This is a genomic window from Nocardia halotolerans (assembly GCF_042650145.1).
GTDB lineage: Bacteria > Actinomycetota > Actinomycetes > Mycobacteriales > Mycobacteriaceae > Nocardia > Nocardia halotolerans.
On sequence record NZ_JBHSDL010000014.1, the window covers coordinates 485,877 to 510,708 of the forward strand.

Here is a 24,832-nt window from a genome sequence, read left to right on the forward strand (position 1 = left end):
CCTGCGGGTCGGGCCGGCTTCAGGCCGGGGTGAGAGTTCCGGCCTCCGGCTCGGGGAAGAACCCGACCTCGATGTAGTGGTCGAAGTAGCGGCTCAGCACCGTGGCGTCCACCGCCGGGATCTCGATCGGCAGGCTCGCCGCGGGTTCGACCGGAGCCGTTTCCACCGCGCTGAGCACCGTCGCCGGATCGGCCTGGGCCAGCGCGGCCGCGTAGTTTCCGCTCAGGGCCGAAGCCCGCGCGAGTATCGGGTCGGCGTCCGCCCGTTCGGCAGTGTCGGTCAGTACCAGCCCGAACTGCATCGGGTCGATGAAGTCGAAGCGGTACCCGCGCCGCACGATCTCTTCGTAGACCAGTCGCAGCGGCACCTCGGGGCCCGCGGCGCGGTAGATGGTGCCGAGCGCGGCCTCGTCGAGCGATTGGCGCACGATCCCCGCGGCCACGTGATCGACGGGCGCCATCTCGATCGCGATCGCCCGCACGTCGACGGCGACACCGAGCACCAGCATGGCGCGCAGCATCGTCCACCAGGCGTCCTCGGCCGGTGCGACGCCGGTGCCGGAATGACCGGTGATCAGGCCGGGCCGGTACACCGCGATCGGCACACCCCGGGCGATCGCGGTGTGCACGAGTTGCTCGGCGACCCACTTGGTCATCGCGTAGCCGGGTAGCCCGGCGGGCACACCGTCGGCCTGCGGGATCCCGGCGAGCACGGACTGGGTCGAGACGTAGTGGACCGGTTTGAGGCGCGCGGTGGTGGCCAGGCGCAGCACCTCGGTGGTGCCGCCGACATTGGCCTGGCGCATCCGCGCGTACGGCTCGAGGTGGTTGACCAGCGCACCGTTGTGGTAGATCGCGTCGAGGCGCTCGGCCAGCTCCGCGAAGCGCAACGGGTCGATGCCCAGCCGCGGGCGCGCCAGATCGCCCGGCACACCGACGAGCCGGTGGCGATGGGGCGCGAGGTCGAGACCGTACTTCGCCGCGGTGGTGACCACCCGGTCCACGGCGGCGGCGTCGTCGGCGGCGCGTACCAGGCAGTGGACGGTGGCGGCGGTGGAGTCGAGCAGTTCGCGCAGCAGGAAGCTGCCGAGGAACCCGGTGGCGCCGGTGAGCAGGATCTGCGCGGGGACGCCGCGGCGACGCGGGGCGCACCCGGTGATGTCGACGGCAGGATCGAGCACCGTGTCGGCGGCCGGGTCCGGGCCGGCGGCCGCGGCCGAGGACTCGTCACGCACCGCCAACGCCAGATCACTGACCAGCGGATAACTGAACAGCAGCCGCAGCGCCACCTCGATGCCCAGCCGTTCGGTGAGCGCGGCACGGACCCGGATCGCCGAGAGCGAGGTACCGCCGAGGACGAAGAAGTCGTCGTCGCGGCCCACCTGGTCGAGTCCGAGGACTTCGGCGAAGACATCGGCCACGGCCTGTTCGTCCGCGGTGACCGGTGCCCGGTATTCGCGGATCTCCCTGGCGGGGGCGGGCAGTGCTTTGCGGTCGAGCTTGCCGGTGGCGCCGAGCGGGAACTCCGCGAGCACCAGCAGCCGGTGCGGAATCATGTACGGCGGCAACAGGGCCCGGACAGTCGCCTGTACCTCGGTGAGGTCGACGGTGTGCTGCGCGGCCGGGGTGAGGTAGCCGACGAGCTGGTCGTGGTGCACCGTCACCGCGGCGCCCGCGACCGACGGGTGCCTGCGCAGCGCCGCCTCGATCTCACCGGGTTCGATGCGCAGACCGTGCAGTTTGAGCTGCACATCGGTGCGGCCCAGGTAGGTCAGCTCACCGGAGGGCAGCCGGCGCACCAGATCGCCGGTGCGGTACATGCGCTCGCCCACCGGCCCGTACGGGTCGGCGACGAACCGTTCCGTCGTGCGACCGGGGCTGCCCAGGTAGCCGCGGGCCAGCTGGACACCGGCCAGGTACAGCTCGCCGGGTGTCCCCACCGGCACCGGCCGCAGCCGGGCATCGAGGACGTAGGCGCGACAGTTCCAGTGCGGCAGGCCGATCGGGACCACGCCGGCGCCCACCTCGGTCACATCGGCGGCGGTGATCGACACCGTCGCCTCGGTGGGGCCGTACAGGTTGTGCAGCCGTCCGGAGGTGGCTGCGGTGAAGCGTTCGATGGTCGCGGTCGGTAGCGCTTCGCCACCGACCCAGACCGCGCGGATCGTGCGCAGCGCGTCCGCGGGGGCGGCGTCGAGCAGCATCTGCAGCACCGAGGGCACGATGGTCGTGCCGGTGACCCGATGCCGGGCAACGAGTTCGGCCAGATAGGCCGGGTCGGTGAGCCCGTCGGACGCCGCCACCACCAGGTGCGCACCGGCGCGCAGCGGAGTGGCGAAACCGATCATCGACGCATCGAAGGTGAACGGAATCGACTGCAGCACAACGTCGTACTCGCCCACCCCGTACTCGCCGACCATGAACGCGGCCTGGTTGACGATCGCCGCGTGCGGCACCCCGACGCCCTTGGGTTTTCCGGTGGACCCGGAGGTGAAGATCACGTAGGCCAGGTCCAGGCCACGCAGCGGCCGCAGCCGATCGGCGTCGGTGAGCCAGGTATCCGAGAAGCCCTCCAGCGCACCGGAACTCGCGACCTGATCCACCGGCACCACCGCGACGTCGGCGATGGCCGCCATGTCGTCGGCGGCGGTGGTCAGCACGCAGACCGGAGCGGCGGCGGAGACGATGTCGGCGCGACGTTCGGCCGGTGAATCCGGATCCACCGGCACATAGGCACCGCCCGCGGCGAAGACCGCGTACATCGCGACGACCAGGTCGATCGACGGCCGGATCGCGACGGCGACCGTGGTGCCCGGACCGACTCCGGTGGCCACGAGCAGCCGGGCCAGCCGGTTCGACCGGCCGGCCAGCTCGCCGTAGGTCACGGTGGTCTCGGCGAAGGTCACCGCGGGCGCGGCGGGCCTGCGCTGCGCCTGCACCCGGATCTCGTCGAGCAGGGTGGGATCGGCGACCGGCCGGAGCTGTCCGGCGGGCTCGACCCGTTCGGACTCGGTGAGCAGCGGCAGGTCGCCCACGGCGCGCTCCGGCGCGGCGGCGACCGCGGCCAGCAGCCCGGCCAGACGTGACCCGAGCGTTGCCATGGTCGACTCGTCGAACAGGTCGCTCGCGTAGCGCCACGAGCAGCGCAGCCCGGCGGGCCCGGCGGCGTCATCGTGCGGGACGACGGTCAATTGCAGGTCCACCGGGGCGACTTCGTCACCGAGGTCGACGCCGGACACGGCCAGCCCGGGCAGTTCCAGCCGGGCTTCGCCGAAGTTCTGGAACGACAACGCCACCTGGTACAGCGGATGATGGGCCTGGGTGCGCGGCGGATCCAGTTCGGCGACAAGACGTTCGAACGGCACATCGGCGTGACCGAAGGCGGCCAGATCCGACTCACGGACCCGATCCAGCAGGGCGGCGAAGGATTCGGCCGCGTCCACGCGGGTGCGCAGCACCAGGGTGTTGACGAACATGCCGACCAGATCGTCGAGCTCGGGCTCGCCACGCCCGGCCACCGGAGCGCCGATGGTGACGTCGTCGGTGCCGGCGACTCGCGCCAACAGCACCGACAGCGCGGTCCGCACCACCATGAACAGCGACGCATTGTGTTCGCGCGCCAGAGCTTCCAGCGCCCGGTGCAGTGGGGCCGCCAGGGCGAAGTGGTGCGCGGCGCCACGATTACCCGCCACCGGCGGGCGGGGCCGGTCGGTCGGGAGCTCGAGCAGCGTCGGGGTGCCCGCGAGAGCGGTGCGCCAGAAGTCGAGCTGTTCGGCCAGCAGTGAGCCGGGATCGTCGGCGTCACCGAGCATCTCGTGCTGCCACAGGGTGTAGTCGGCGTACTGCACCGGCAGCGGGGCCCAGTCGGGCGCCCGGCCCTTGGTCCGTGCGACGTAGGCGGTCATCAGGTCGCGGGTGAGCGGCCCGAGGGAGAAGCCGTCGGTGGCGATGTGGTGCACCACCACCGCCAGCACGTGCTCGGTGGTGTCGAGCTGGAACACCGCGGCGCGCACGGGAACTCGCGCGCACACATCGAATCCGCCGACCACCAGCCCGGCCAGGGCACCGCGCAGCGCGGACTCCTCGACCGCGGTGACGACGACGTCGATACCGGCCTCGGCCACCGGCAGCACCCGCTGACAGCCCTGCCCGTCGTGTTCGGGGTACACGGTGCGCAGGACCTCGTGGCGGTCGAGCACATCGTCGAGGGCCGCGGTCAGGGCCGCGGTGTCGAGCCGGCCGGACAGGCGCAGGGCGACCGGAATGTTGTAGGTGCTCGCCCCCGGATCCAACCGCGCCATGAACCACATCCGCTGCTGGGCCAGCGACAACGGCACCCGCTCAGCACGGTCACGCCGGGTCAACGGCACTCGTCCGCCGGCTTCGGCCACCAGGGCGTCGAGTGCGCTCGCCAATTCGGCCACGGCGCCGACTTCGAAGACCGTGCGGGCGGGCACGCGCACCCCGATGACCGCGCCGAGGCGCCCGGCCAACCGGGTCGCGAGCAGCGAGTTGCCGCCGAGGGCGAAGAAGTCGTCGTCGCGGCCGACCCGGTCGGCGCCGAGCAGTTCCGCGAACACCTCGGCGACCGCGCGTTCGGTGTCGGTGCGCGGTGCGGCGAACACGTGGGCGGTCAGTTCCGGTTCGGGCAGCGCGCGGTGGTCGAGCTTGCCCACCGGGGTGAGCGGCAGCCGTTCGAGCACCATCACGGCCGCGGGCACGGCGTGGGCGGGCAATTGCTGGGCGGCGCGGCGGGTGAGCGCCGCCGGGTCGACGGCCGCGCCCGCAGCGGGCACCACGTAGGCGACGAGGGCGTCGGCGCCGCTGGGCAGGGCGCGCACGACGGTGGTGGCGGTGCGCACCGAGTCGTCGGCGGCCAGGACCGCGTCGATCTCACCGAGTTCGATGCGGAAACCGCGCAGCTTCACCTGGGCATCGGTGCGCCCGAGGAACATCAGTTCCGAGATGCCCGTGGCACTGTTCTCCCATTTCACCAGGTCCCCGGTGCGGTAGAGCCGGGCTCCGGTGATCGGGTCGGCCACGAAGCGGGCGGCGGTGAGGCCGGGGCGGGCGTGGTAGCCGCGTGCCAGGCCGGGACCGGCCAGGTACAGCTCGCCGGGTGCCCGATCGGGGACCGGTCGCAAGCGCGCATCGAGCACCACCGCGCGCACGCCGGGAATCGGCGCGCCGATGGTGATCGGGTCACCCGGGCGCAACGGGTCGCTGATCGAGGCCGCGACCGTGGTCTCGGTGGGCCCGTACAGGTTGAAGAATTTCCGGCCCGCCGACCAGCGGGCGATCAGATCCGGCGGGCAGGCCTCGCCGCCGACGACGATCGCCGCCAGATCCGGCAGGTCGGTGGCGTCGGTCCCGGCCAGCGCGGCCGGCGTGATGAAGGCGTGCGTCACGCGCTCGGCGCGCAGCAGGTCGGTGAGTTCGTCGCCACCGTAGACGCCGGGCGGGGCGATCACCATCGTGGAACTCGCGCCGATGGCGAGCAGCAGTTCCAGCATGCTCGCGTCGAAACTGGGCGAGGCGAAGTGCAGGGTGCGCGCGACGCCGGTGATGGCGAACCGGGTGATCTGTTCGGCGCACAGCCCGGCCAGACCGGTGTGGGTCACCGCGACACCCTTGGGCACACCGGTCGAGCCGGAGGTGTAGATGACGTAGGCGACATCGTGGGCCGACAGCCTGCGGACGCGATCGGCGGCGGTCACCGGCAGGTCGCACCGGTCGGCCATGTCGGCGACGACCTGCGCGGAATCCAAGGTGAGCCAAGCCATTCCGGTGTCCAGGCGAGCGACGTCGGCGGCCAGGGCGATGCCGAGATCCGCGCCGGAGTCGGTGAGCATGTGGGCGATGCGCGCCGCCGGGTACCGGGGATCGACCGGCACGAACGCCGCACCGGTCTTGGCGACCGCCCACACCGCCACCACCGATTCGATCGATCGGGTCAACGCGAGCACGATCCGGTCACCCGGCCCGAGCCCGCGCTCGATCAATATCCGGGCCAGCCGCGAGGACTGCTGGTCGAGTTCGACGTAGGTGAGACTGCGCCCGGCGCAACGCAGCGCGGTGGCTTCGGGAGCACGTTCGACAGCGGACATGAGCAGTCTGGGCAGGGTGGACGACGCTCGTCCGTCCGGGTGGGCCGTGCCCCGACGGATGCCAAGAACTTGCTCGATCACCGGTAACGCATCCCTTCACCATCGATCGCACACCACGATCGCACTGCCCGAACTTCGCTTGGACTCTCGGTTACACCGGGTATCGGGAAAATCCTGCGTGACGGTACAGCAAATATCTCATCAATATTGTGGCCCTGCCAATTCGCTTCGTTTCAGCCCGGACTCGCAGGGGTATTCCGACTGGCCAGTCTGTTCGCGACGCCGGATGCAGGGCGAACGCGAGGTACACGACCCCACCGCGCAGACGTGGTCTTTTCACATTCGACGGCCAGGTCACCGCCCCCTTCGCCGGTCCACCGGCAGGCGAACGACATCGACCGGAGGCCACCACAGCGGCCTCCGGTCGAGGAAGAAGGAAAGGGTGTCGGTTACCAGCCAGTAACCGTCGCGGACGCCGCGCTCGGCTGACCGATCGACGGATCCTGCACCCGCGTATTGCCCGATTCGATCCACTCGGTGTCGAGCACACCGTGGCGTGACCGGTCGGCGCCGCGGATGGCGCGCGCACAGCGCCGGGCCAGTTCGCGGCGATCCAGACCGGGGTGCTCGAGCGGTTCGAGCACGATCTCCACCACCATCCCCTTGCTGCGCAGCACTCGCTCGGCGGACTCGGCGAAAGTGTCCTCGCCGACGAAACCCGGGACAGTGCAAGGTGTTCCGCGCGAATCCAGGTAACGCAGGCGCACCGGTTGTACGGGAGTGCCGGTGTCGATCGCGGCCTGGAACATGGCGGGCCGCAGTGAACCGTAGGCGCGGCCGCACCAGGTGGTGCCCTCGGGGAAGACCGCGATCCGGTTACCCGCGGCCAGCCGCCGCGCCACCTGCCCGACCACCCCCGGCAGCTCGCGCAGGCGCGTCCGCTCGATCGGGATCACCCGGGTGAGCTGGGCCAGCTTGCCGAGCACCGGCCAGTCGACCATGTCGGCGCGTGCCACGAAACTCACCGGCTGCACCGCCGCCAGCGCCACCACATCGGCCCAGCCGATGTGTCCGGCCACCACCAGCACCGCGGTGCCGGGATCGGCGAAACCGGCCGCCGAACGCTCGCCGCCACGGTTGTCGACGATGCGCAATCGCATCCCCAGGCAGCGCAGTGCGGCCCGCGCGTAGCGGCGCTGCATGTCCTCGCGCCGCCCGGCCGCGGTGGCGATGGTGAACACCGGAAAGCTGAGCACCAGTCCGGCCACACCGGCCAGCCGGGCCAGCATCCGGGCGGTACTCACCTCGTCGAGATGTTCGATGCAGCCGGAACCACAGGGGCTCGACGGCATCCACGAATGCGAGGGCGGGGCGGGCGTCGCGTCGAACACCATGGTGGTTACTTCCCGTCGAAATTGGCGGCCGCGCTCTGCAGCCGCTCCAGGTACCGGGTGTTGATGGTTTCCATACCGAGCAGCGCGACGAAGTCGGCGACCGCGAAGTCGGGGTCGTGCGCGGGTTCGCCGCAGATCTCGGCGCCCAGACGCAGGTAACCGCGCAACAGCGGCGGCAGCTTCGGGCGGCTCGGCGGGGTCAGCTGGTCGAGGGTCAGGCCGTCGACGACGACCGGGTTGTAGGGCTCCACATAGCGTTCCGGGTCGCAGGAGTGGCGGCCCAGCAGCAGGTCACGTACACCGCGCACGTTCACTCCGGCCGGATCCTGCGGCGAGTCGCGCATCGGCACCGACACGCAGCCCATCACCCAGTCGTAGCCGGTGAGCTGGATGTAGTGCAGGATGCCCGCCCACATGAGCGTGAGCACCGAACCGTTGCGGTGATCGGGCACCACACACGCGCGGCCCATCTCCACGATCCGGTGCCCCTCGGGATCGAGCCTGGTGAGATCGAATTCGGTGGCGGTGTAGTACCCGCCCGCCGCGATCACCTTGTCCGGCGGCAACATCCGGTAGCAGCCGACGAACTGTTCGGTGAACTCGTCGCGCACCAGCAGGTGGTCACAGTGCTCGTCGAAGCGGTCGGCATCGAGACCGGTACCGTTGTCGGGCATCTGGAAGCCGGGTTCGGCGGCGAAGACCTGGAACCGCAGTCGCTGTGCGGCGCCACGATGTTCGGCATCGGAGGCGACGATCAGCGAATACCGAGATTTCCCCACCCCGGAGTCCGGCGCCGGCGCGGTCAACACGGACGAAATACTCATACTTGTGATGAAGCCAGCCCGAATTGGCATCGGGGCGACGCTTCAGTGTCGTGCCGATGCCGGTTCGGTGAACGAGACGGGGGTCACACCCGGCGTTCACCGAACCGCTGCCCATCGTTCGCCCACCTGCGGGTTTCTGGCCGAACACGCCCATTTCCGGTGCGAGATCCCACGATTACGCCGGAGTCAGGCTGCGCGTTGCTCGTCGGGCTCGTGCGCCTTCGGCGCGGTGACCGGACGCGAGCGCTCGGCGTCGTCGAAACCCGGACGCGCGGTGCCGGCGAAGGCCACCAGCCAGGAGGCGACCGCGGCGAACCGGTTGCGGAATCCGACCAGGTACATCAGGTGCACCGCCAGCCACATCGCCCAGGCGATGGTGCCCTTGAAAGTGATGCGCTCGTTGAGCTTCACCACCGCGCTGAAGCGGCTGATCACGGCCATGCTGCCCTTGTCCCAGTAGACGAAAGGCGTGCCCGCGTGCTTTTCGCGGCGGATGATGTCGGCGGCGTGCCTGCCCTCCTGCATGGCGACCGGCGACTGGCCGGGGTACCCGTTGAGCGAGGTCATGTCGCCGATGGCGTAGATGTCGGCGTGGCCGCCGACGGTCAGGTCGGGGTTGATCAGCAGGCGGCCCGCGCGGTCGGTCTCGACGCCGGTCGCCTCGGCCAGCAACGTCGCGAACCCGCCCACCTGCACGCCCGCCGACCACACCACGGTCTCGGCGGCGATACCGCGCTCGATGCCGTCGGCGTCGCGCACGGTGACCTTGCCCTCGGTGATATCGGTGACGAAGGTGCCCAGCAGCACCTCCACCCCACTGTCGGTGAGCGAGCGCTTCGCGTATTCCGAGAGCCCGCCGCCGAACGGCGGCAGCACCGCGTCGGCGCCTTCGACCAGGGTCACCGAGACCCGCTGACGGAAGTGGCGCTTGGCGAGTTCCTTGATCTGGCCCGCCACCTCGACACCGGTCGCGCCCGCGCCGACCACCACGAAGCTCAGCAGCTTCTGCCTGGTGGCCTCGTCGGCGTGCTCGGCCTGGGCGAATACGGTGGCGATCTGGTCGCGCAGGCGCTGGGCGTCGTCGATCGTCTTGAGCGAGAAGGTCTTCTCGGCGAAGTCGTCGCGCCCGAAGTAGCTCTGGCTGGCGCCGGTGGCCGCGATCAGCGAGCCGTAGCTGATCTGGCGGGGGCCCTCGGCGGTCTCGTAGGTGAGTACCGCGGCCTCGGCGTCGATGCCGGTGACCTTGCCCAGCCGGACATCGGCCTCGGGGTGGCGGCGCAGTACGTTCTTGATCGGCGGTGCGATCTCCTCCGGCGTGAGTACCCCGGTCGCCACCTGGTACAGCAGTGGCTGGAACAGGTGCTCGGGCGTGCTGGAGATCAACACGTAGTTGATTCGCGACTTCGCCAACTGCTTGGCCGCGGCCAGGCCACCGAAGCCCGAACCGACGATGACGACATCCGTGTGTTCCATGCTCGCGCGCTCCAAGATCGGGTAATGATTCCTTTCCTATGAGTAAACGCGATGCGGAACGCAGATGTTTCCCGTGTTTGGGCGCATACTGAAGATGACTCTTATCTGTATAACTAATCAATGGGAGGTAACCTCGTGGAACTCCGTCAATTGGCGTACTTCGTAGCGGTCTGCGAGGAGCTCAGCTTCAGCCGCGCGGCCGGGCGCTGCTTCATCTCCCAGTCCGCGATCAGCCATCAGATCGCGCGCCTGGAACGCGACCTCGGCGCCCAGCTCTTCGAGCGCACCACCCGTGCAGTCGTACCCACCGACGCCACCCTGCGCCTGCTGCCATTGGCCAAGCAGATGCTGAGTCTCGAGTCGGCCATCCGGGCCGCCGTACGCACCACCGGGCCACGAATTCGCTTGGCCGCCAACATGTCCTTCGCCGCCCCGTCCCTGTCGGCGATCGCCACCGCACGGGCCGCGCACCCCGACGCCGAGATCGAATACGTGATCAAACCGTTCCGTCAGCGGATCACCGCGGTGGCCGACGGCGACTGCGATCTCGCCCTGATCCGCGGCAGCGTCGACCAGCCCGGGTTGGCGGTGGAACAGCTGTGGGTAGAGGACCTCGTGATCGCCATCTCCAGCAGTCACCCACTGGCCGAACGCGGAGCGGTCACCCTCGCCGATCTGAGCCCCTATCCCCTGCTGCTACCCCCCGAACAGGAACAAGTGTTGTTGCACACACTCATCCGTTCCGCCTTCGCCGACCTGCCCACCGGCCCCACCTTCGGCCCACCCATCCCACCCGACCACACCGCCACCATGGAACTGCTCAACCGCCCCGAATCCTGGACCATCCTCTACGAGGGGCCGACCAAAGGACTGCTCACCCTGGACCTCACCGACCACCGCCTGCGGATCCCGGTGTCGGCGGTGCTGCGCGAGGACGGCAGGGAGAATCCGATCGTGAAGACGTTGCTGGACGCGCTGCACCACTGAGTCCTGCACTCCGGCTCGCGCGGGATCAGTCGCTGATGCCTCGACTCGCGTTCCGTGGCTGCGGCGGCTCGGGTGGACGGGGTACCCGCCACAGTCACCAACGGTGGGCGCGTACGGCCTTGCGGTAGCGGATCCAACGCCCGGTCGACGGGGACGCCGCACAGCCGCCCAACGCTGCGCAGAATGCGAACACCGCCGCGGTGACCGCAGTGGCGGCATAGACCTCGGAAGCAACGGAGGCCGCGACACCGAACAGGGCCCAGCCGCCGATCAACACAGCCGTGATGACCGACATGACACGCCCCGCGGTGCGCGCACACAACAGCAGGCCCCCCGCGGCACCGGTGAAGACAATGATCGCGACCACGACCGGGATGGCGAGATACGCGTCACTGGTATCTTTCCCGGCGCGGCTTCGATCGAGCGTTTCGGAGACGCCGACGATCAGGAATACCAACACCGCCAGGCTGAACAACAGCATCGCGCTGCCGGCGAATATCGCGGCGCCCTTCGTCGGCACCGGATCACGCTCCGGGCCCTGCCGCCACGGATGCGCGGCCATCGCCCCGGCCACCGGGGCAACGGAACCCGGCTGCTGCCACGCTCCGTACACGGGCCGACGCGCGCCATCCGACTGGGGCACTTGCTCGCCGGAGCCGTGCCGCTGCGACGTGGGATCGGTCCATGGCCGCTGCACATGAGCACCCGAGCCGTGTCCGTGCTGCACAGGGTCGGCCCACGGTTGCCGCACATGCTCACCGGAGCCGTGTCCGTGCTGCACAGGGTCGGTCCACGGTTGCCGCACATGCTCACCGAAGCCGTGTCCGCGTGCAGACGGGTCGACCCACGGCTGATGCACGGTCGGCGCGGCAACATGGCGGCCCTCGAGCACATTCCGGATCGTGTCGGTGAATTCGGTGGCGCTGCCGAATCTCTCGTCGCGCCGCTTCGCCATCGCCCGGGCGATCACGCCATCGATCGCGGGCGGCAAATCGGGCCTGACCGACGTGAGACGCGGCACCGGCTGTGACAGGTGCCCCGCCACCACCTGGCCGGGGTTGGTCGCGGCGAACGGTGCGTGCCCGGCGTACATCGCGAACAGGGTGCAGGCCAGCGAGTACTGGTCGCTGTGGTGGTCGACGACCGCACCGGAGAGCTGTTCGGGCGAGGCGTAGGCGAGGGTGGCGGTGAAGGTGCCGGTCGCGGTGAGCTGGGTGGTGGCGGTGGTGACCCGGGCGATCCCGAAATCGGTGAGCACCGCGCGGGTCTGACGTCCGAACTCGGCGTCGGCGATCAGGATATTGCCCGGCTTCACGTCCCGGTGCAGCACATCGTGCCGGTTGGCGTAGTCGAGAGCCGAGGCCGTCTCACCGAGCAGGCGCGCGGTCTCGGCGGGTCGGTGTGCCCGCGAATCCCAAGCGGCGGCATCGGTTCCCCGGATGAACTGCATCGCGATCCACAGGTACCCACCGTCGCTGCCACGGTCGTACACCCCGACGATCCCCGGATGGTCCAGTTGCGCAACGACATCAGCTTCACGCTCGAACCGCGATTGCAGTTCCTGATCACCGGTGAACTCCCGGCTCAACACCTTCAGCGCCACATTCCTGGGCAGCCGCGGATGCCTGGCCAGATAGACGGTCCCCATCCCGCCCCGCCCCAGCACGCCCTCGAGCTGATACCCGGCGAAGCTCGCCCCCGCTTCCAACACAATCGCTCCTCATCGCCCCGGCTCCCGGCCTGCACGCTACCCGCACGCAGCGCCCGAACTCACCTCCCCGCACGAAAGCCGGTTCATCCGTGGGGAATTCCGCGAGCTGCGGCAGTATTGTCTCTATGCCGCGCGTGTCCATGAGTGGTCGGCGAGGCTCGCCCCCTGCGCAACCCGGAGCATTCGATGACCCTGTGCACGCCGTGAGCTCGACGGATCAGTACGCACGCAAGATCAGAACTCCAGTGCGGACCAAGGAATTTCGATGGAGAAGGGGAATGGAAAGGAGATGCCGGCTGCGGAATCGGGAGTCCACTCGCCCGCCAGCAGATAGTTGGAGTTACGCAATGGGCGAACACCCGGTGGCAGTTCGGCGTGCCCGGTTTCGAGGATGTACACGCGGAGCGCGCCGATGCCGGTGAGGTCCTTCGTCAGGTCCACTTCCCAGTACGAGGGGATGCCGGCACCCGCGTAGCGCGCCTTCTTCGCTTCGACTTCGCCCGGGGTATAGCTCGATCTGCGCGGCGATCTCCTCGGGAAGCCGCTCCAGTTCTTCCCACGTCATGTATTCGGGCAGATCAGGACGCTCCACACCGGACGGGGACATAGCGCCATGGTAGCCCGGGCACGACCGAGAGCAGCCGCCGAATACACCAACGGCCCGCGGAACCCGTGTGCGCGTACGCACGTGCAGGTTTCGCGGGCCGAGGTGAACTCAACCGGGAGGTGTCAGCCCTTGTGGGACTTCACGGCCTCGGTCAGCTGCGGGGCGACGTTGAACAGGTCGCCCACGATGCCGTAGTCGGCGATCTCGAAGATGGGGGCTTCCTCGTCCTTGTTCACAGCGACGATGGTCTTCGAGGTCTGCATGCCGGCGCGGTGCTGGATGGCGCCGGAGATGCCGAGGGCGATGTAGAGCTGCGGGGAGACCGTCTTGCCGGTCTGACCCACCTGGAACTGGCCCGGGTAGTAGCCCGAGTCGACGGCGGCACGCGAGGCGCCGACGGCGGCACCCAGCGAGTCGGCCAGCGATTCGACGACCGCGAAGTTGTCGGCAGAACCGACACCACGACCACCGGAGACGACGACGCCGGCCTCGGTGAGCTCGGGACGGTCGCCGGCGACGATCGGCTCGCGCGAGACGACCTTGACCACGCCTTCTTCCTGCGCGGGCACGGCCACGGTGACCTGTTCACCGGCACCGGCCTGCGGGGCGGCCTCGATCGCGCCGGGACGGATCGAGATCACCGGCACGTCGCCGGTGGCCTTGGCATCGACGGTGAAGGCGCCACCGAAGATGGAGTGCACGGCCGAGCCGTCGGCGTTGACGCCGATGACGTCGATGAGCAGACCGGAGCCGATGCGCGCGGCGAGGCGGCCCGACACCTCCTTGCCCTCGGCGGTGGCGGCGACCAGCACGGCGGCCGGAGCGGCGGACTCGACCAGGCCGGCGAGCACGTCGACCTTGGGGGTGACCAGGAAGTTGTCGACGTCATCGGACTCGGCGACGTAGATCTTCTCGGCGCCCGCGGCGGCCAGCGCGGCGGCCAGCTTGTCGGCGGAACCGGCCGGGCCGGCGACGACGGCGGCGGGCTCGCCCAGGGTGCGGGCGGCGGTGAGCAGTTCGGTGCTGACCTTCTTCACGGCACCGTCGGCGTGCTCGATGAGCACAAGTACTTCAGCCATTGTTCTTTCTCCTCGAAAAGTCTCAGCAGGCTCGGGGCCGAATCAGATGATCTTCTGACCGATGAGGTAGGTGGCAATCTGGTTGCCGCCCTCGCCCTCGTCCGCGATCTTCTCGCCCGCGGTGCGCGGCGGCTTGGGGGTGGAGCTGGTGACCTGCGTACCGGCGTTGGCCACGCCCACGGTCGACGGGTCGATGCCCAGTTCGGCCAGGGTGAAGACCTGAACTTCCTTCTTCTTCGCGGCCATGATGCCCTTGAAGGAGGGGAAACGCGGCTCGTTGATCTTCTCCGAGACCGAGACGATCGCGGGCAGCGAGGCCTCGAGCTTGAAGACGCCCTCGTCGGTCTCGCGCTCGCCGGTGACCTTGTCGCCGTCGACGGTGAGCTTGCGCAGGTGCGTGAGCTGCGGGATGCCCAGGTACTCGGCGATGATCGCCGGAACCGCACCCGCGCGGCCGTCGGTGGCCTCGTTACCGGCGATAACCAGCTCGACGCCCTCGACCTGGCCGAGCGCGCCGGCCAGGACCCACGCGGTCTGCACGGCGTCGGAGCCGTGGATGGCGGGGTCGTTGATGTGGATGGCCTTGTCGGCGCCCATGGACAGCGCCTTGCGGATGGCCTCGGTGGCGCGATCCGGACCGGCGGCCAGCACGGTGACCTCGCCGCCCTGTGCCTCCTTGATCAGCAGCGCTTCCTCGACGGCGCGCTCGTTGATCTCGTCGAGGACGGCGTCGGCGGCCTCGCGGTCGAGGGTGTAGTCACCATCGGTCAGCTTACGCTCGGACCAGGTGTCGGGAACCTGCTTGATGAGTACGACGATGTTCGGCATCGGTCTTCGTCGACCTCCTTCTGGGTACACGTGGTGGCGGGCCGCACGAACTGGCCGTACGTCCGGGGTGAGAAAACTAGCTCAGGGCGGAACACTACCCTACGCTAAGTTACTCGTGGGTAACCTACTCGCGCAAGAGGTCCCTGACTCCTGCCCGGACCGGCGGTACCAGTAACGTCGGGGTCATGAGCGAGGCTGTGATCCCTGCCGCATCGGTGGCCGCCCCACATGAACCACTGCCGTTGACCGGTGAGCGGACCGTGCCCGGCATCGCCGAGGAGAACTACTGGTTCCGCAGGCACGAGATCGCCTACGCCCGCCTGCTCGACCGTTGCGCCGGCCGGACGGTACTCGAGGCCGGCTCGGGCGAGGGCTACGGCGCCGACATGATCGCCGGGGTCGCCGAGCGGGTCATCGGGCTGGACTACGACGAGGGCGCGGTCGCGCACGTCCGCGCGCGCTACCCGCGCGTGGAGATGATCCAGGGCAACCTCGCCGAGCTGCCACTGGACGACGAATCAGTCGACGTCGTCGTGAACTTCCAGGTCATCGAACATCTCTGGGACCAGGCGCAGTTCCTGCGCGAATGCCTGCGGGTCCTGCGCCCCGGCGGGCACCTGCTGATCAGCACCCCCAACCGGATCACCTTCTCCCCCGGTCGCGACACCCCGCTCAACCCGTTCCACACCCGCGAACTCAATGCCGCCGAACTCACCGAGCTCCTGGTCGAGGCCGGTTTCGAGGTCACCGACATGCTGGGCGTGCACCACGGCGCGAGCCTGAAAGCGCTCGACGCCAAGCACGGTGGCTCGTTCATCGACGCCCAGATCGAGCGCGCACTGGCCGGACAGCCGTGGCCGGCCGATCTGACCGCCGACGTCGCCGCGGTCACCATCGATGATTTCGACCTGCGTGCCGGCGAGATCGACGCGAGCCTGGACCTGGTCGCGATCGCCGAGAAGGCAAGGCACTGACCGTGTCCCGCCCCGAAACCGTGCCGGGACAATTCACCCTCGTCCTGCACTCCCACCTGCCCTGGCTGGCCCACCACGGACGCTGGCCGGTCGGCGAGGAATGGCTCTACCAGTCCTGGGCGGCGTCGTACCTGCCGCTGGTGCGAGTGCTGAAAAACCTTGCCGCCGAAGGACGTTCACACCTGCTGAGCTTGGGGATCACCCCGGTACTGGCCGCTCAGCTCGACGACCCGCACTGCCTGGCCGGGATGCACCACTGGCTGGGCAACTGGCAATTGCGCGCCGACGAGGCATCGATGTCGGGCAACGTGGCGCTGGGCCGCCACGAACACCGGCTCGCCGCGACCGCGCTGACCGAATTCGAACGCGACTGGCGCCACGGTGGTTCGCCGGTGTGGCGCTCGCTGATCGACGCCGAGGCGATCGAACTGCTCGGCGGCCCGCTGGCCCACCCGTTCCAGCCGTTGCTCGACGCGCGGATGCGCCAGTTCCAGCTCACCGAGGGCCTGGCCGACGCGCAACTGCGCTGGGGCACCACGCCCACCGGCATCTGGGCGCCCGAATGCGGCTACACCCCCGGCATGGAACAGGGCTACGACGCCGCGGGCGTGACCCACTTCATGGTCGACGGCCCCTCGCTGCGCGGCGACACCAGCCTCGGCAGACCCGTCCGCGACGCCGATGTGCTCGCCTTCGGCCGCGACCTACAGGTGAGCTACCGGGTCTGGTCCCCGAAACAGGGCTACCCGGGCCAGGCCGCCTACCGCGATTTCCACCACTACGACCACGCGACGGGCCTCAAACCCGCGCGCGTGACCGGCAAAACCGTCGCCGGACCTGACAAGGCCCCTTACGATCCCGAACTGGCCGCCGAGGCCGTCACCCGCGACGTCGCCGACTTCGTCGAGACGGTGCGCACCCGGCTCATCGAAGAGTCCGCGCGGATCGGTCGGCCGGCACTGGTGGTGGCCGCCTTCGACACCGAACTGTTCGGTCACTGGTGGCACGAGGGACCGCAGTGGCTCGAGCAGGTGCTGCGCGCCCTGCCCGCCGCCGGAGTGAATGTCGGCACCCTCGCCGACGCCCGCGCAGGCGGCTACGTAGGCGAACCCGTGCAGCTCAACGACTCGTCGTGGGGTTCGGGCAAGGACTGGCGGGTGTGGGCGGGCGATCAGGTCGCCGACCTCGTCGAGCTCAATGCCGACGTGGTCCGGCTGGCCTTGGACACCCTCGACAAGGTCCGCCGCGACGGATCGCTGCACGACCCCGTCGCCGACCAATTGCTGCGCGAAGCCATTCTGACCGTGTCCAGCGACTGGGCGTTCATGGTGAGCAAGGACTCCGCGGCCGGTTACGCCCGGGACCGCGCGCACGAACACGCCCATGCCGTGCGCGAGCTCGCCGAGGCCATCGGGGCCGGTCAGTTCGCCAAAGCGACCCGACTCGCGGCAGGATGGAACGCGGCCGACGGATTCTTTCCTGGTCTGGACGCGCGGCGGTTGCCGACCGCTGTCCCGTCGGCCACCGAAGGATTCGCATGAAGATTTTGATGGTGTCGTGGGAGTACCCCCCGGTCGTGGTCGGTGGGCTCGGTCGGCATGTGCATCACCTGGCTGTCGAGCTGGCCGCGGCCGGACACGAGGTGGTGGTGCTGGCGCGCCGCCCCACCGGCACCGACTCGCTCACCCACCCCACGCACTCCTACATCGCCGACGGTGTGCTCGTCGTCGCGGTGGCCGAGGACCCGCCGTGCTTCGACTTCGGTGCCGACATGCTCGCCTGGACCCTGGCCATGGGGCACGCGATGGTGCGGGCCGGGGTGGCGCTGGGCAAACCCGGCGTCGGCGAGGGATGGACGCCCGATGTGGTGCACGCCCACGACTGGCTCGTCGCGCACCCGTCGATCATGCTCGCCGAGTTCTACGACGTACCGCTGGTGTCGACCATCCACGCCACCGAAGCCGGCCGCCACAGCGGCTGGGTGTCGGGGCGGGTCAACAAGCAGGTGCACTCGGTGGAGTGGTGGCTGACCAACGAATCCGATCAGCTCATCACCTGCTCGACGTCCATGCAGGACGAGGTGGAACGGCTCTACGGTCCCGAACTGGCCCCGATCACGGTGATCCGCAACGGCATCGACGTCGGCTCCTGGACCTTCCGGCCGCGCGCGCCCCGCTCCGGGCCGCCGCGACTGCTGTATGTGGGCCGGCTCGAATACGAGAAGGGCGTGCAGGACGCGATCGCCGCGCTGCCTCGCATCCGCCGCGCCCACCCGGGCACCACCCTCACCATCGCCGGGGTCGGCACCCAGTTCGACTGGTTGCGTGAGCGGGCCCGCGTGCACCGGGTGGCCCGCGCGGTGAACTTCGTGGGCAACCTCGACCACGCCGAACTGCTCGGCTGGTTGCACGGCGCCGACGCCATCGTGCTGCCCAGCCGCTATGAACCCTTCGGCATCGTCGCCCTCGAGGCCGCCGCCGCCGGTGTGCCGCTGATCGCTTCCACCGCGGGCGGTCTCGGTGAAGCGGTCATCGACGGCGTCACCGGCGCCTCCTTCGCCCCCGCCGACATCGACGGTCTCGTCGACGCCACCCGCGCCGTTCTCGACGACCCGGTCACCGCCCAGTACCGCGCCCACACCGCCCGCGAACGCCTCACCGCCGACTTCTCCTGGGACGTGGTGGCCGCCGAAACCGCCCAGGTCTACACCATCGCCAAACGCCGGGTCCGCACGTCCCTCGGCCGCCCGGTGATCACCGAACGCCCCCTGCCGGAACGCGACCCGAAGTAGCACCGCACAACCGTCACCTGCTCGACTGTGAGCTGTGTAACACCGCGACGGTCGGCGCCGACACCCTCCGGCATCGCCGTTGAATCACGGTGGGTGGCAAGGGGGGTCAGCGGTGAGTCGGCTGCATCAGCCTTGCGGAGCAATGTCGTCGAGTCCCGAAGGTGAGCTGCCGCTGTGTCGTCTCCACTGTTGTCCAAGGGCCAGAACATCGCGCTGCCGGCGGATGTCGACCGCGTCGACATCGTGATCGGGTGGCCGGACCCGGCTTTCGAGGTGGATGCGTCGGCGTTGCTACTCGGGGCGGACCGGCGCGTGGGTTCCGACACCGATTTCGTCTTCTACAACCAGCCCGAATCCGCGGACGGGTCGGTCCGGTTCCTCGGGACCAGCCTGACCGAAGAAGGCATGCAGGCCAGGATTTCGATCGATCTGACCGCCGTGCCCGCCCAGGTGCACACCGTCGCCGTGGCCGGCAGCGTCGCATCGGGCACCTTCGGTGACTTGGGCAAACTGGCGCTGCACGTGATCGATGCGGCAGGGGCTTCGCTGGCCGAATACCTGACCGCTGACGCGGAGACCGAATCGGCGTTCGTGTTCGGGGAGGTCTACCGACGCGACGGCGTCTGGAAGGTGCGCGCCGTCGGGCAGGGCTGGGATTCCGGACTGGCCGGGCTGGCCACCGATTTCGGCGTGGCCATCGATGATGCCGAACCGGCCACCACCGACGCGGCCCCCGGCGCGACCGAACCCGGACCGTCCGCGACCACACCGGAGCCGGCTCCCGTCGCGTCACCCACGCGCGGCGTACGCACCGTCAAACGACCGGTGCGCAAGACCAAACCGATCGAGTTCCGGCAGGCCGAGTCCGACACCTGGCAACCAGCCCGGCTGTTCTCGGTCTTCGGGATCGGCGCCGGTGAGGAGCAGGAACGGCGCACCACCTCGGCGCTCATATCGACCATGCAGGCGGTGCGGCCGTTCGCCCGGGCCGTCTGCGCGAGAATGGGGGCACCGGTGGGCGCCTTCGAGGGGTACATCGAGGTCCAATACGAAGCGGGCGAGTCGAAGGTCATCCCCGACGCTGTGCTCAAGGTGAGCCGTGGCAGCAAACAGTGGACGGGTCTGCTGGAAGTGAAGACGGGAAGCGGCAAACTCCGGCGCGACCAGCTGGAGAGCTACCTCGACATCGCGCGGCGCAAGAAGTACGACGTGGTGGTGAGCTTGTCCAACGACATCCCCGCCGGGCCGGGCGAACTACCCGTACAGGTCGACCGGCGCAAGCTGACGAAGGTGTCGCTGCGGCACCTGTCCTGGGCCGAGATCGCGCACGAAGCCCGAATGCTGCTCTCCCACGGTGGGATCGAGGATCCGTTGCAGTCCTGGATGCTCGCGGAGTTCCTGCGTTACCTCGACCACCCACGCTCGGGCGCCGCGGAATTCGTCGACATGGGCAGGCACTGGGTCACTGTCCGCGATGCCGTCACCGCGGGCACCCTGCGCGCGGGGGATCAGAAGGCCCTGACCGTGGCCGACACCTGGGTTTCGCTGGGCCGGCATCTTGCGCTGCGGCTCACCGCCGAACTCGGGGTGGAGGTCAGACACGTGCTGCCCCGCAAGTTCGGATCCGATCCGGTCGCACGTGCGGCGGCGATCACCGAACGGTTGGCGGGTGACGGATGTTTCGAAGCGGTGCTGCGCATCCCCGAGACCGTGGGTGACCTCCACGTCGTGGCCGATGTGCGCACCAACAAGGTGCGCTGCCGTACCGTGGTGACCGCACCCGACGAGGGCACCGCTGCCCGGCGCGTGTCGTGGCTGACCAGACAGCTCACCGAGGCACCCGGGCGGGTACAGGTGGAAGCCGTGTTCTCCGAGCGGGGCAACGAGTCCTGCGAACTACTCGAAACCGTCCGCGCGAATCCGAAGGTGCTCACCGACGGGCGCAGCGGCTCGATCGTCTCGTTCACCCTCGAGCAGAGCTTTCCGATGGGTAACAAGCGCTCCGGCACCGCGGCGAGTTTCATCTCGAGCGTCACCTCGGCCACCGATACGTTCTACGGGTCAGTGGTGCAGCCACTGCGCGAATGGGTCCCGGCGGCACCGAAACAAGCCGACAGCACCCCGGAGCCGCTGGGATAGTCGCAGGGTCGGGGAGGTCACGGGCCTCCCCGACCCGCATTTCACGCCGGGTGAATTCCTCCCCCGTGATACCGCGTCGCCGCGTTCCAGAGGAAGAAGCTGTCGATGCCGGCGTCGCGGGTGGCGTCGATCTGGGCCTGGATTTCGGCGTCGCCGTAGCTCACGCCCAGGCTGAAGTCCTGCAACCAGGGGATCACCTTGGCGCCGGTGCCCGCGGTGTGGGCTTTGAAGTCCTGCAGGGAGCGGAAGACGATGTCGTAGGGCTGGGCGTTGGGATCGGCGACGCCGTATTCGCCGGAGTTCCAGTGCGAGGGGTAGATCATCGGGGCGACGAAGTCGACGCTGCGGGCGATGAGCGAGATGTCCTGGGCGATTTCGTCGGGGCGGGTGGAGGCGATGCCGTAGACCGCGGCGCTCTGATGCGCGCCCGCGGTGTTCACCGGGTGCTTGCTCTGGGCGAGGAACCCGGCGACCGCGGCGGTGGGAGTGTCGGTCAGGCCGGAGAAATGCATGCTCGACAGGCTGCCGTCGGGACGGCGGACATAGTCGTACATGACGCCGTCGAAGCCGAGTTCGGCGGCTTCCACCGCGAGGTCGATGTTGTACTGACGCACCTCGGGGTGGGCGAAGTTGGTGAAGGCGATCGGGCCGTAGTGGCTCGAATACGGCTGCCCGGACGGATTCTGGACGACCCAGTCGGGCCGCCCGTGCTGCCAGGCCCAGGTGGCCAGGGCCGGATCACGGAACGCGACGATGCGCCCCACCACTTGCAGGCCCATGTCGTGCAACTGCCGCAGGGCGGTGGGGGCGTCGTAAATCGAGGTGCGGGCGCCGGATTCGCCGGCCAACGGCACCTGCGAGTCGTAGCCGATGACCCCGTCCTCGTCCTTGATGTCGAGTTGCACCGTGTCGATGCGGCCCTGCCGGGCGAGGTCGAGGACGGCCTCACGCAACCCGTCGTGCGACCAGGCGTGCGCGGTGACGTGCACGGCACGCATCCGGGGCAGCGTGCGCGCCGCGATGACGGTGCTGCTGCTCTTGTTACCGGCTTCGTCGGCGGCGACCACCTCGAAGGCGGGCGCCCACGGCACCGAGAGCTCGAATGCCCCGTCCGCGCCGGGCGTCACCGCTTCCGAGCCGATCGACACCCGCACCGCGTCGGCGGCGTTACCGCGCACCACGACCGGTTCCCGGTAGGAGGTCACCGGTTCGGCCGGTGTCACCTGCAGGACCGGCGCCGCGGTGTCGGCCGCCGAGACCCCGGCCGATCTGCTCAGTGCGAACCCGGCAAGCAAGATGATGACAGCCAACGCGAGACCGGCACCGAGCGCGATGGTCGCCCAGCGTCGCCGATCAGCTGTTCGAAGTGGTATTCCCAACGCCTACACCGCCTTCCGCTACGTTGTCGAACAACTATTTCGCACTGCCCGCGCGACGTGCCCGGGATTGAAAGATCAACTGTAAACCGACGCCGCAGCGTAATATCGCATTGATGACGGGCGGTTCGAATACCCTGGTACGGCTCGTGTCGGCGACGGCGCTCGCGGCCGCGCTCACGGCGTGTACGGCAGTCGACAACGAGGCGGCGTCGGTACGGGAGGCGGCTGTTCCCGCGACCTCGGCGCCACCGGCACCGCCGGATCCGGCCGAGGTCGGCGCCAACGAGCTGGGCATGGTCCCGGTGCTGATGTATCACCAGATCGTCGCGGAACCAGCGGGCGAATACGACCAGACCCCGGCGGAGTTCCGCGACGAACTCGAGCGCCTCTACCGCGAGGGCTACCGCCCGGTGACCGCCGCCCAGTACATCTCCGGCGATCTCGACCTGCCCGCGGGCACGCACCCGGTGGTGCTCACCTTCGACGACTCCACCACCAGCCAGCTCGCCTTCACCGACTCCGGCGACGTGACGCCCGACAGCGCCGCGGGCATCCTCGCCGAATTCGGCGCGCGCTACCCGGATTTCGAACCCGTGGCCACTTTCTACGTCAACAACGAGCCGTTCAACGGCGACCCGCGCGCCCTGCCCTGGCTGGCCGCCAACGGGCACGAAATCGGCGCGCACACCGCAAGTCACCCGAACCTTTCCGGCTTGGCCGCCGAGGACGTGCAACGCGAACTGGTGCAGAACGTGCGCGCGGTGACCACGGCCGCCCCGGACGTCACCGTGCGCACGATGGCACTGCCACTCGGCGTCTACCCGGCCGATCGCACTCTGGCCGGCACCGGCGCCTGGGACGGCACCTCCTACACCTTCGATGCCGTGATGCTGGTGGGCTCGAACCCGGCGCCGGCGCCGTACGGCGAGGTCGACCCCGGCGGTGTGCCACGCATCCGGTCGGGCCGGGGCGCGGTCCCGTTCGATTCGGCGCACTGGCTGGATTGGCTGGCCGCGCACCCGGACCAGCGCTACACCGCCGACGGCGACCCGGCGCGCGTCTCGTTCCCCCGTGACCTCGAAGCCGGTCTCGATCCGCGATTCGCGGACCGCGCCAACCCGTACTGAGGTCAGTCGCCGGGCGTGAACGCGAAGATTTCGCCGAGCCGGGTGGCGACGACGACCTCGCCGTCGGGGCCGATCGAAGTGCCGGTGGTGGTGCCGGTGGCGTCGGGCAACGGGTCGGAGTCGATGGTGTTGCCGGTGGCGGTGTCGAAGGTGATGAGATTCAGGCCCCCGCCGATGGCGGACACGGTGTAACCGACACCGCCCGCCGTCGGGGCCGGGGTGCCACGCAGGGCCAGGTCTTTGCGTTCCCAGGCCGGCTCGGCACGCTCGCCCTGATCACGCAGGGCCATCAGGTAGCCCTCGTCGCCTGCGGGCAGGATCAGGTCGTCGACCAGGGCGATGCCGCCACGCGGGGTCCAGCCCAGATCGTAGGTCCAGCGAGTGCTGCCGTCCTCGGCGTTCACCGCGATCAGCCGGTCGTCGTTGTCGCCGATGTAGACGGTGCTGCCGTCGGCGGACAGGGCGGGGCTGGTCGCGCTGCCCTCGGCGAGCATGTCGGCGCTCCACTCCTGGGTGAGCGTGCCCTCGGCATAGCGCATCGCGCGCAGCGAGGCGACCGCCTTGCCGGGCTCCCACACGGTGACGAAGAAGCGGCCGGTCTCGGGGTCCACGGCGGTGGTGTTGGCCACCGCGCAGCGCGGACCACCGGTCCGGCAGTCGTCGAGCCCGTCGTCGGAGGCGGGGCGGGTGAGGTCGGGGAATTCCAGGAAGTCGGGTTCACCGAGCAGTTGCAGAGTGGACACTTCGCGGGCACCGGTCTGGCGGCTGAGTACGTCGACCTGGCCGGACTGGGTCACCGTGAGCACATTGCCGTCGCCGGTGAACTGGATCGCCACCGGGACGCCGGCCACGGGGGTACGCCACCGTGGTTGACCGAGATAGTTGAACGAGTTCACCGCGCCGTCGTCGCCGACATAGACGTTGCTCACCCCGTCGACCACCGTGGGCGCTTCGATCGTGGACGGCCCGAGCGGGTTGCAGAACCGTTTACGACCCGTGCGCATCTGGTAGGAGAAGATCGCGCAGTTGCCGGTGCTCGTGGTGACGAACAGCTGGCCTTCGGCGCCGATGGTCAACGGCTGCGCGATCGGCCCGCCCACGGGGCGCGACCAGCTCAACGTCATCGTCTCGGCACCGGTCACCGGGCTCGCACCACCGTTGCGGCCGTCGTGATGGGCTGCGGGCCATCCTTTTCCGGCGCCGACGGTGATGTCGTCCACATCGGTGCCGCAACCGGCCAGCGCCACCACACCGGCGGCGGCGAGCGAGGTCGCGACGCGAGTCCGAGTTCGCACCTGCTGATCTCCCTGGGTAATCGGGCGTGAGGATCGGGGTATGGCACGGTAAGTGTGCCTTGCGAAAGTACTCTGTGTAACCGATGACCGAATCCCCGGGGCCAGACCGGTGGATCGC

At 69.4% G+C, this 24,832-nt stretch carries 16 protein-coding genes; 6 read left to right on the plus strand and 10 right to left on the minus strand.

Annotation, left to right across the window (positions count from 1 at the left end):
* Positions 1-19 precede the first annotated feature (19 nt).
* From ACFO5K_RS12860 to ACFO5K_RS12875, 4 genes are all read right to left on the minus strand, one after another.
* On the minus strand, positions 20-6,106 hold the full coding sequence (locus tag ACFO5K_RS12860; RefSeq protein ID WP_378560932.1) for a non-ribosomal peptide synthetase: 6,087 nt from the start codon (positions 6,104-6,106) through the stop codon (positions 20-22).
* 449 nt (positions 6,107-6,555) lie between these two features.
* A complete protein-coding gene (locus tag ACFO5K_RS12865; protein WP_378560935.1) occupies positions 6,556-7,500 on the minus strand; it encodes a lysophospholipid acyltransferase family protein in 945 nt (314 codons plus the stop codon).
* A gap of 5 nt (positions 7,501-7,505) precedes the next feature.
* The gene (locus tag ACFO5K_RS12870) at positions 7,506-8,324 is read right to left on the minus strand and encodes a GNAT family N-acetyltransferase (protein ID WP_378560938.1); all 819 of its coding nucleotides are present in this window, start codon (positions 8,322-8,324) and stop codon (positions 7,506-7,508) included.
* Positions 8,325-8,510: 186 nt separating this feature from the next.
* Complete coding sequence (locus ACFO5K_RS12875) at positions 8,511-9,797, minus strand: NAD(P)/FAD-dependent oxidoreductase (protein WP_378560941.1); 1,287 nt, start codon at positions 9,795-9,797, stop codon at positions 8,511-8,513.
* Positions 9,798-9,932: 135 nt separating this feature from the next.
* Between ACFO5K_RS12875 and ACFO5K_RS12880 the strand changes: the two genes are divergently transcribed.
* The gene (locus ACFO5K_RS12880; RefSeq protein WP_378563784.1) at positions 9,933-10,784 is read left to right on the plus strand and encodes a LysR family transcriptional regulator; all 852 of its coding nucleotides are present in this window, start codon (positions 9,933-9,935) and stop codon (positions 10,782-10,784) included.
* A 94-nt stretch (positions 10,785-10,878) separates the two neighbouring features.
* Here the strand turns inward: ACFO5K_RS12880 and ACFO5K_RS12885 are convergent, their stop codons facing one another.
* The 4 genes from ACFO5K_RS12885 to ACFO5K_RS12900 form a co-directional block, all read right to left on the minus strand.
* Positions 10,879-12,495, minus strand: coding sequence for a serine/threonine-protein kinase (locus ACFO5K_RS12885; RefSeq protein ID WP_378560944.1), 1,617 nt, complete (start codon positions 12,493-12,495; stop codon positions 10,879-10,881).
* Positions 12,496-12,729: 234 nt separating this feature from the next.
* Positions 12,730-12,936 carry a hypothetical protein gene (locus ACFO5K_RS12890; protein ID WP_378560947.1) on the minus strand — a complete coding sequence of 69 codons (207 nt, stop codon included), beginning with the start codon at positions 12,934-12,936 and terminating at the stop codon, positions 12,730-12,732.
* Positions 12,937-13,224: 288 nt separating this feature from the next.
* Entirely contained in the window at positions 13,225-14,181 is a 957-nt protein-coding gene (locus ACFO5K_RS12895; RefSeq protein ID WP_378560950.1) for an electron transfer flavoprotein subunit alpha/FixB family protein, read from the minus strand.
* A gap of 42 nt (positions 14,182-14,223) precedes the next feature.
* Positions 14,224-15,009, minus strand: a complete 786-nt coding sequence (locus tag ACFO5K_RS12900; RefSeq protein ID WP_378560953.1) for an electron transfer flavoprotein subunit beta/FixA family protein — start codon at positions 15,007-15,009, stop codon at positions 14,224-14,226.
* A 185-nt stretch (positions 15,010-15,194) separates the two neighbouring features.
* On the opposite strand from ACFO5K_RS12900, the gene ACFO5K_RS12905 reads away from it, so the two are divergent.
* The 4 genes from ACFO5K_RS12905 to ACFO5K_RS12920 all read left to right on the plus strand — a co-directional run bounded on the left by ACFO5K_RS12905 (position 15,195) and on the right by ACFO5K_RS12920 (position 20,913).
* Complete coding sequence (locus ACFO5K_RS12905; protein ID WP_378560956.1) at positions 15,195-15,983, plus strand: class I SAM-dependent methyltransferase; 789 nt, start codon at positions 15,195-15,197, stop codon at positions 15,981-15,983.
* 2 nt (positions 15,984-15,985) lie between these two features.
* Entirely contained in the window at positions 15,986-17,524 is a 1,539-nt protein-coding gene (locus ACFO5K_RS12910; protein ID WP_378560959.1) for a 1,4-alpha-glucan branching protein domain-containing protein, read from the plus strand.
* Complete coding sequence (locus ACFO5K_RS12915; RefSeq protein WP_378560962.1) at positions 17,521-18,774, plus strand: glycosyltransferase family 4 protein; 1,254 nt, start codon at positions 17,521-17,523, stop codon at positions 18,772-18,774. The genes ACFO5K_RS12910 and ACFO5K_RS12915 overlap by 4 nt, the downstream gene beginning before the upstream one ends.
* A gap of 174 nt (positions 18,775-18,948) precedes the next feature.
* Positions 18,949-20,913 (plus strand): TerD family protein, encoded by a 1,965-nt coding sequence (locus ACFO5K_RS12920; RefSeq protein ID WP_378560965.1) that lies wholly within the window; start codon positions 18,949-18,951, stop codon positions 20,911-20,913.
* A 41-nt stretch (positions 20,914-20,954) separates the two neighbouring features.
* Here the strand turns inward: ACFO5K_RS12920 and ACFO5K_RS12925 are convergent, their stop codons facing one another.
* Complete coding sequence (locus tag ACFO5K_RS12925) at positions 20,955-22,223, minus strand: putative glycoside hydrolase (protein WP_378560968.1); 1,269 nt, start codon at positions 22,221-22,223, stop codon at positions 20,955-20,957.
* Positions 22,224-22,405: 182 nt separating this feature from the next.
* On the opposite strand from ACFO5K_RS12925, the gene ACFO5K_RS12930 reads away from it, so the two are divergent.
* The gene (locus tag ACFO5K_RS12930) at positions 22,406-23,419 is read left to right on the plus strand and encodes a polysaccharide deacetylase family protein (RefSeq protein ID WP_378560971.1); all 1,014 of its coding nucleotides are present in this window, start codon (positions 22,406-22,408) and stop codon (positions 23,417-23,419) included.
* A 2-nt stretch (positions 23,420-23,421) separates the two neighbouring features.
* Here ACFO5K_RS12930 and ACFO5K_RS12935 read toward each other — a convergent pair whose 3' ends face one another.
* Complete coding sequence (locus ACFO5K_RS12935; protein WP_378560974.1) at positions 23,422-24,714, minus strand: outer membrane protein assembly factor BamB family protein; 1,293 nt, start codon at positions 24,712-24,714, stop codon at positions 23,422-23,424.
* Positions 24,715-24,832 lie beyond the last annotated feature (118 nt).

Coding starts and splice junctions, on each gene's coding strand:
- ACFO5K_RS12860 (WP_378560932.1), bottom strand. CDS start 6,106: ATGTCCGCTGTCGAACGTGCTCCCGAAGCCACCGCGCTGCGTTGCGCC.
- ACFO5K_RS12865 (WP_378560935.1), bottom strand. CDS start 7,500: ATGGTGTTCGACGCGACGCCCGCCCCGCCCTCGCATTCGTGGATGCCG.
- ACFO5K_RS12870 (WP_378560938.1), bottom strand. CDS start 8,324: ATGAGTATTTCGTCCGTGTTGACCGCGCCGGCGCCGGACTCCGGGGTG.
- ACFO5K_RS12875 (WP_378560941.1), bottom strand. CDS start 9,797: ATGGAACACACGGATGTCGTCATCGTCGGTTCGGGCTTCGGTGGCCTG.
- ACFO5K_RS12895 (WP_378560950.1), bottom strand. CDS start 14,181: ATGGCTGAAGTACTTGTGCTCATCGAGCACGCCGACGGTGCCGTGAAG.
- ACFO5K_RS12900 (WP_378560953.1), bottom strand. CDS start 15,009: ATGCCGAACATCGTCGTACTCATCAAGCAGGTTCCCGACACCTGGTCC.
- ACFO5K_RS12905 (WP_378560956.1), top strand. CDS start 15,195: ATGAGCGAGGCTGTGATCCCTGCCGCATCGGTGGCCGCCCCACATGAA.
- ACFO5K_RS12915 (WP_378560962.1), top strand. CDS start 17,521: ATGAAGATTTTGATGGTGTCGTGGGAGTACCCCCCGGTCGTGGTCGGT.
- ACFO5K_RS12930 (WP_378560971.1), top strand. CDS start 22,406: ATGACGGGCGGTTCGAATACCCTGGTACGGCTCGTGTCGGCGACGGCG.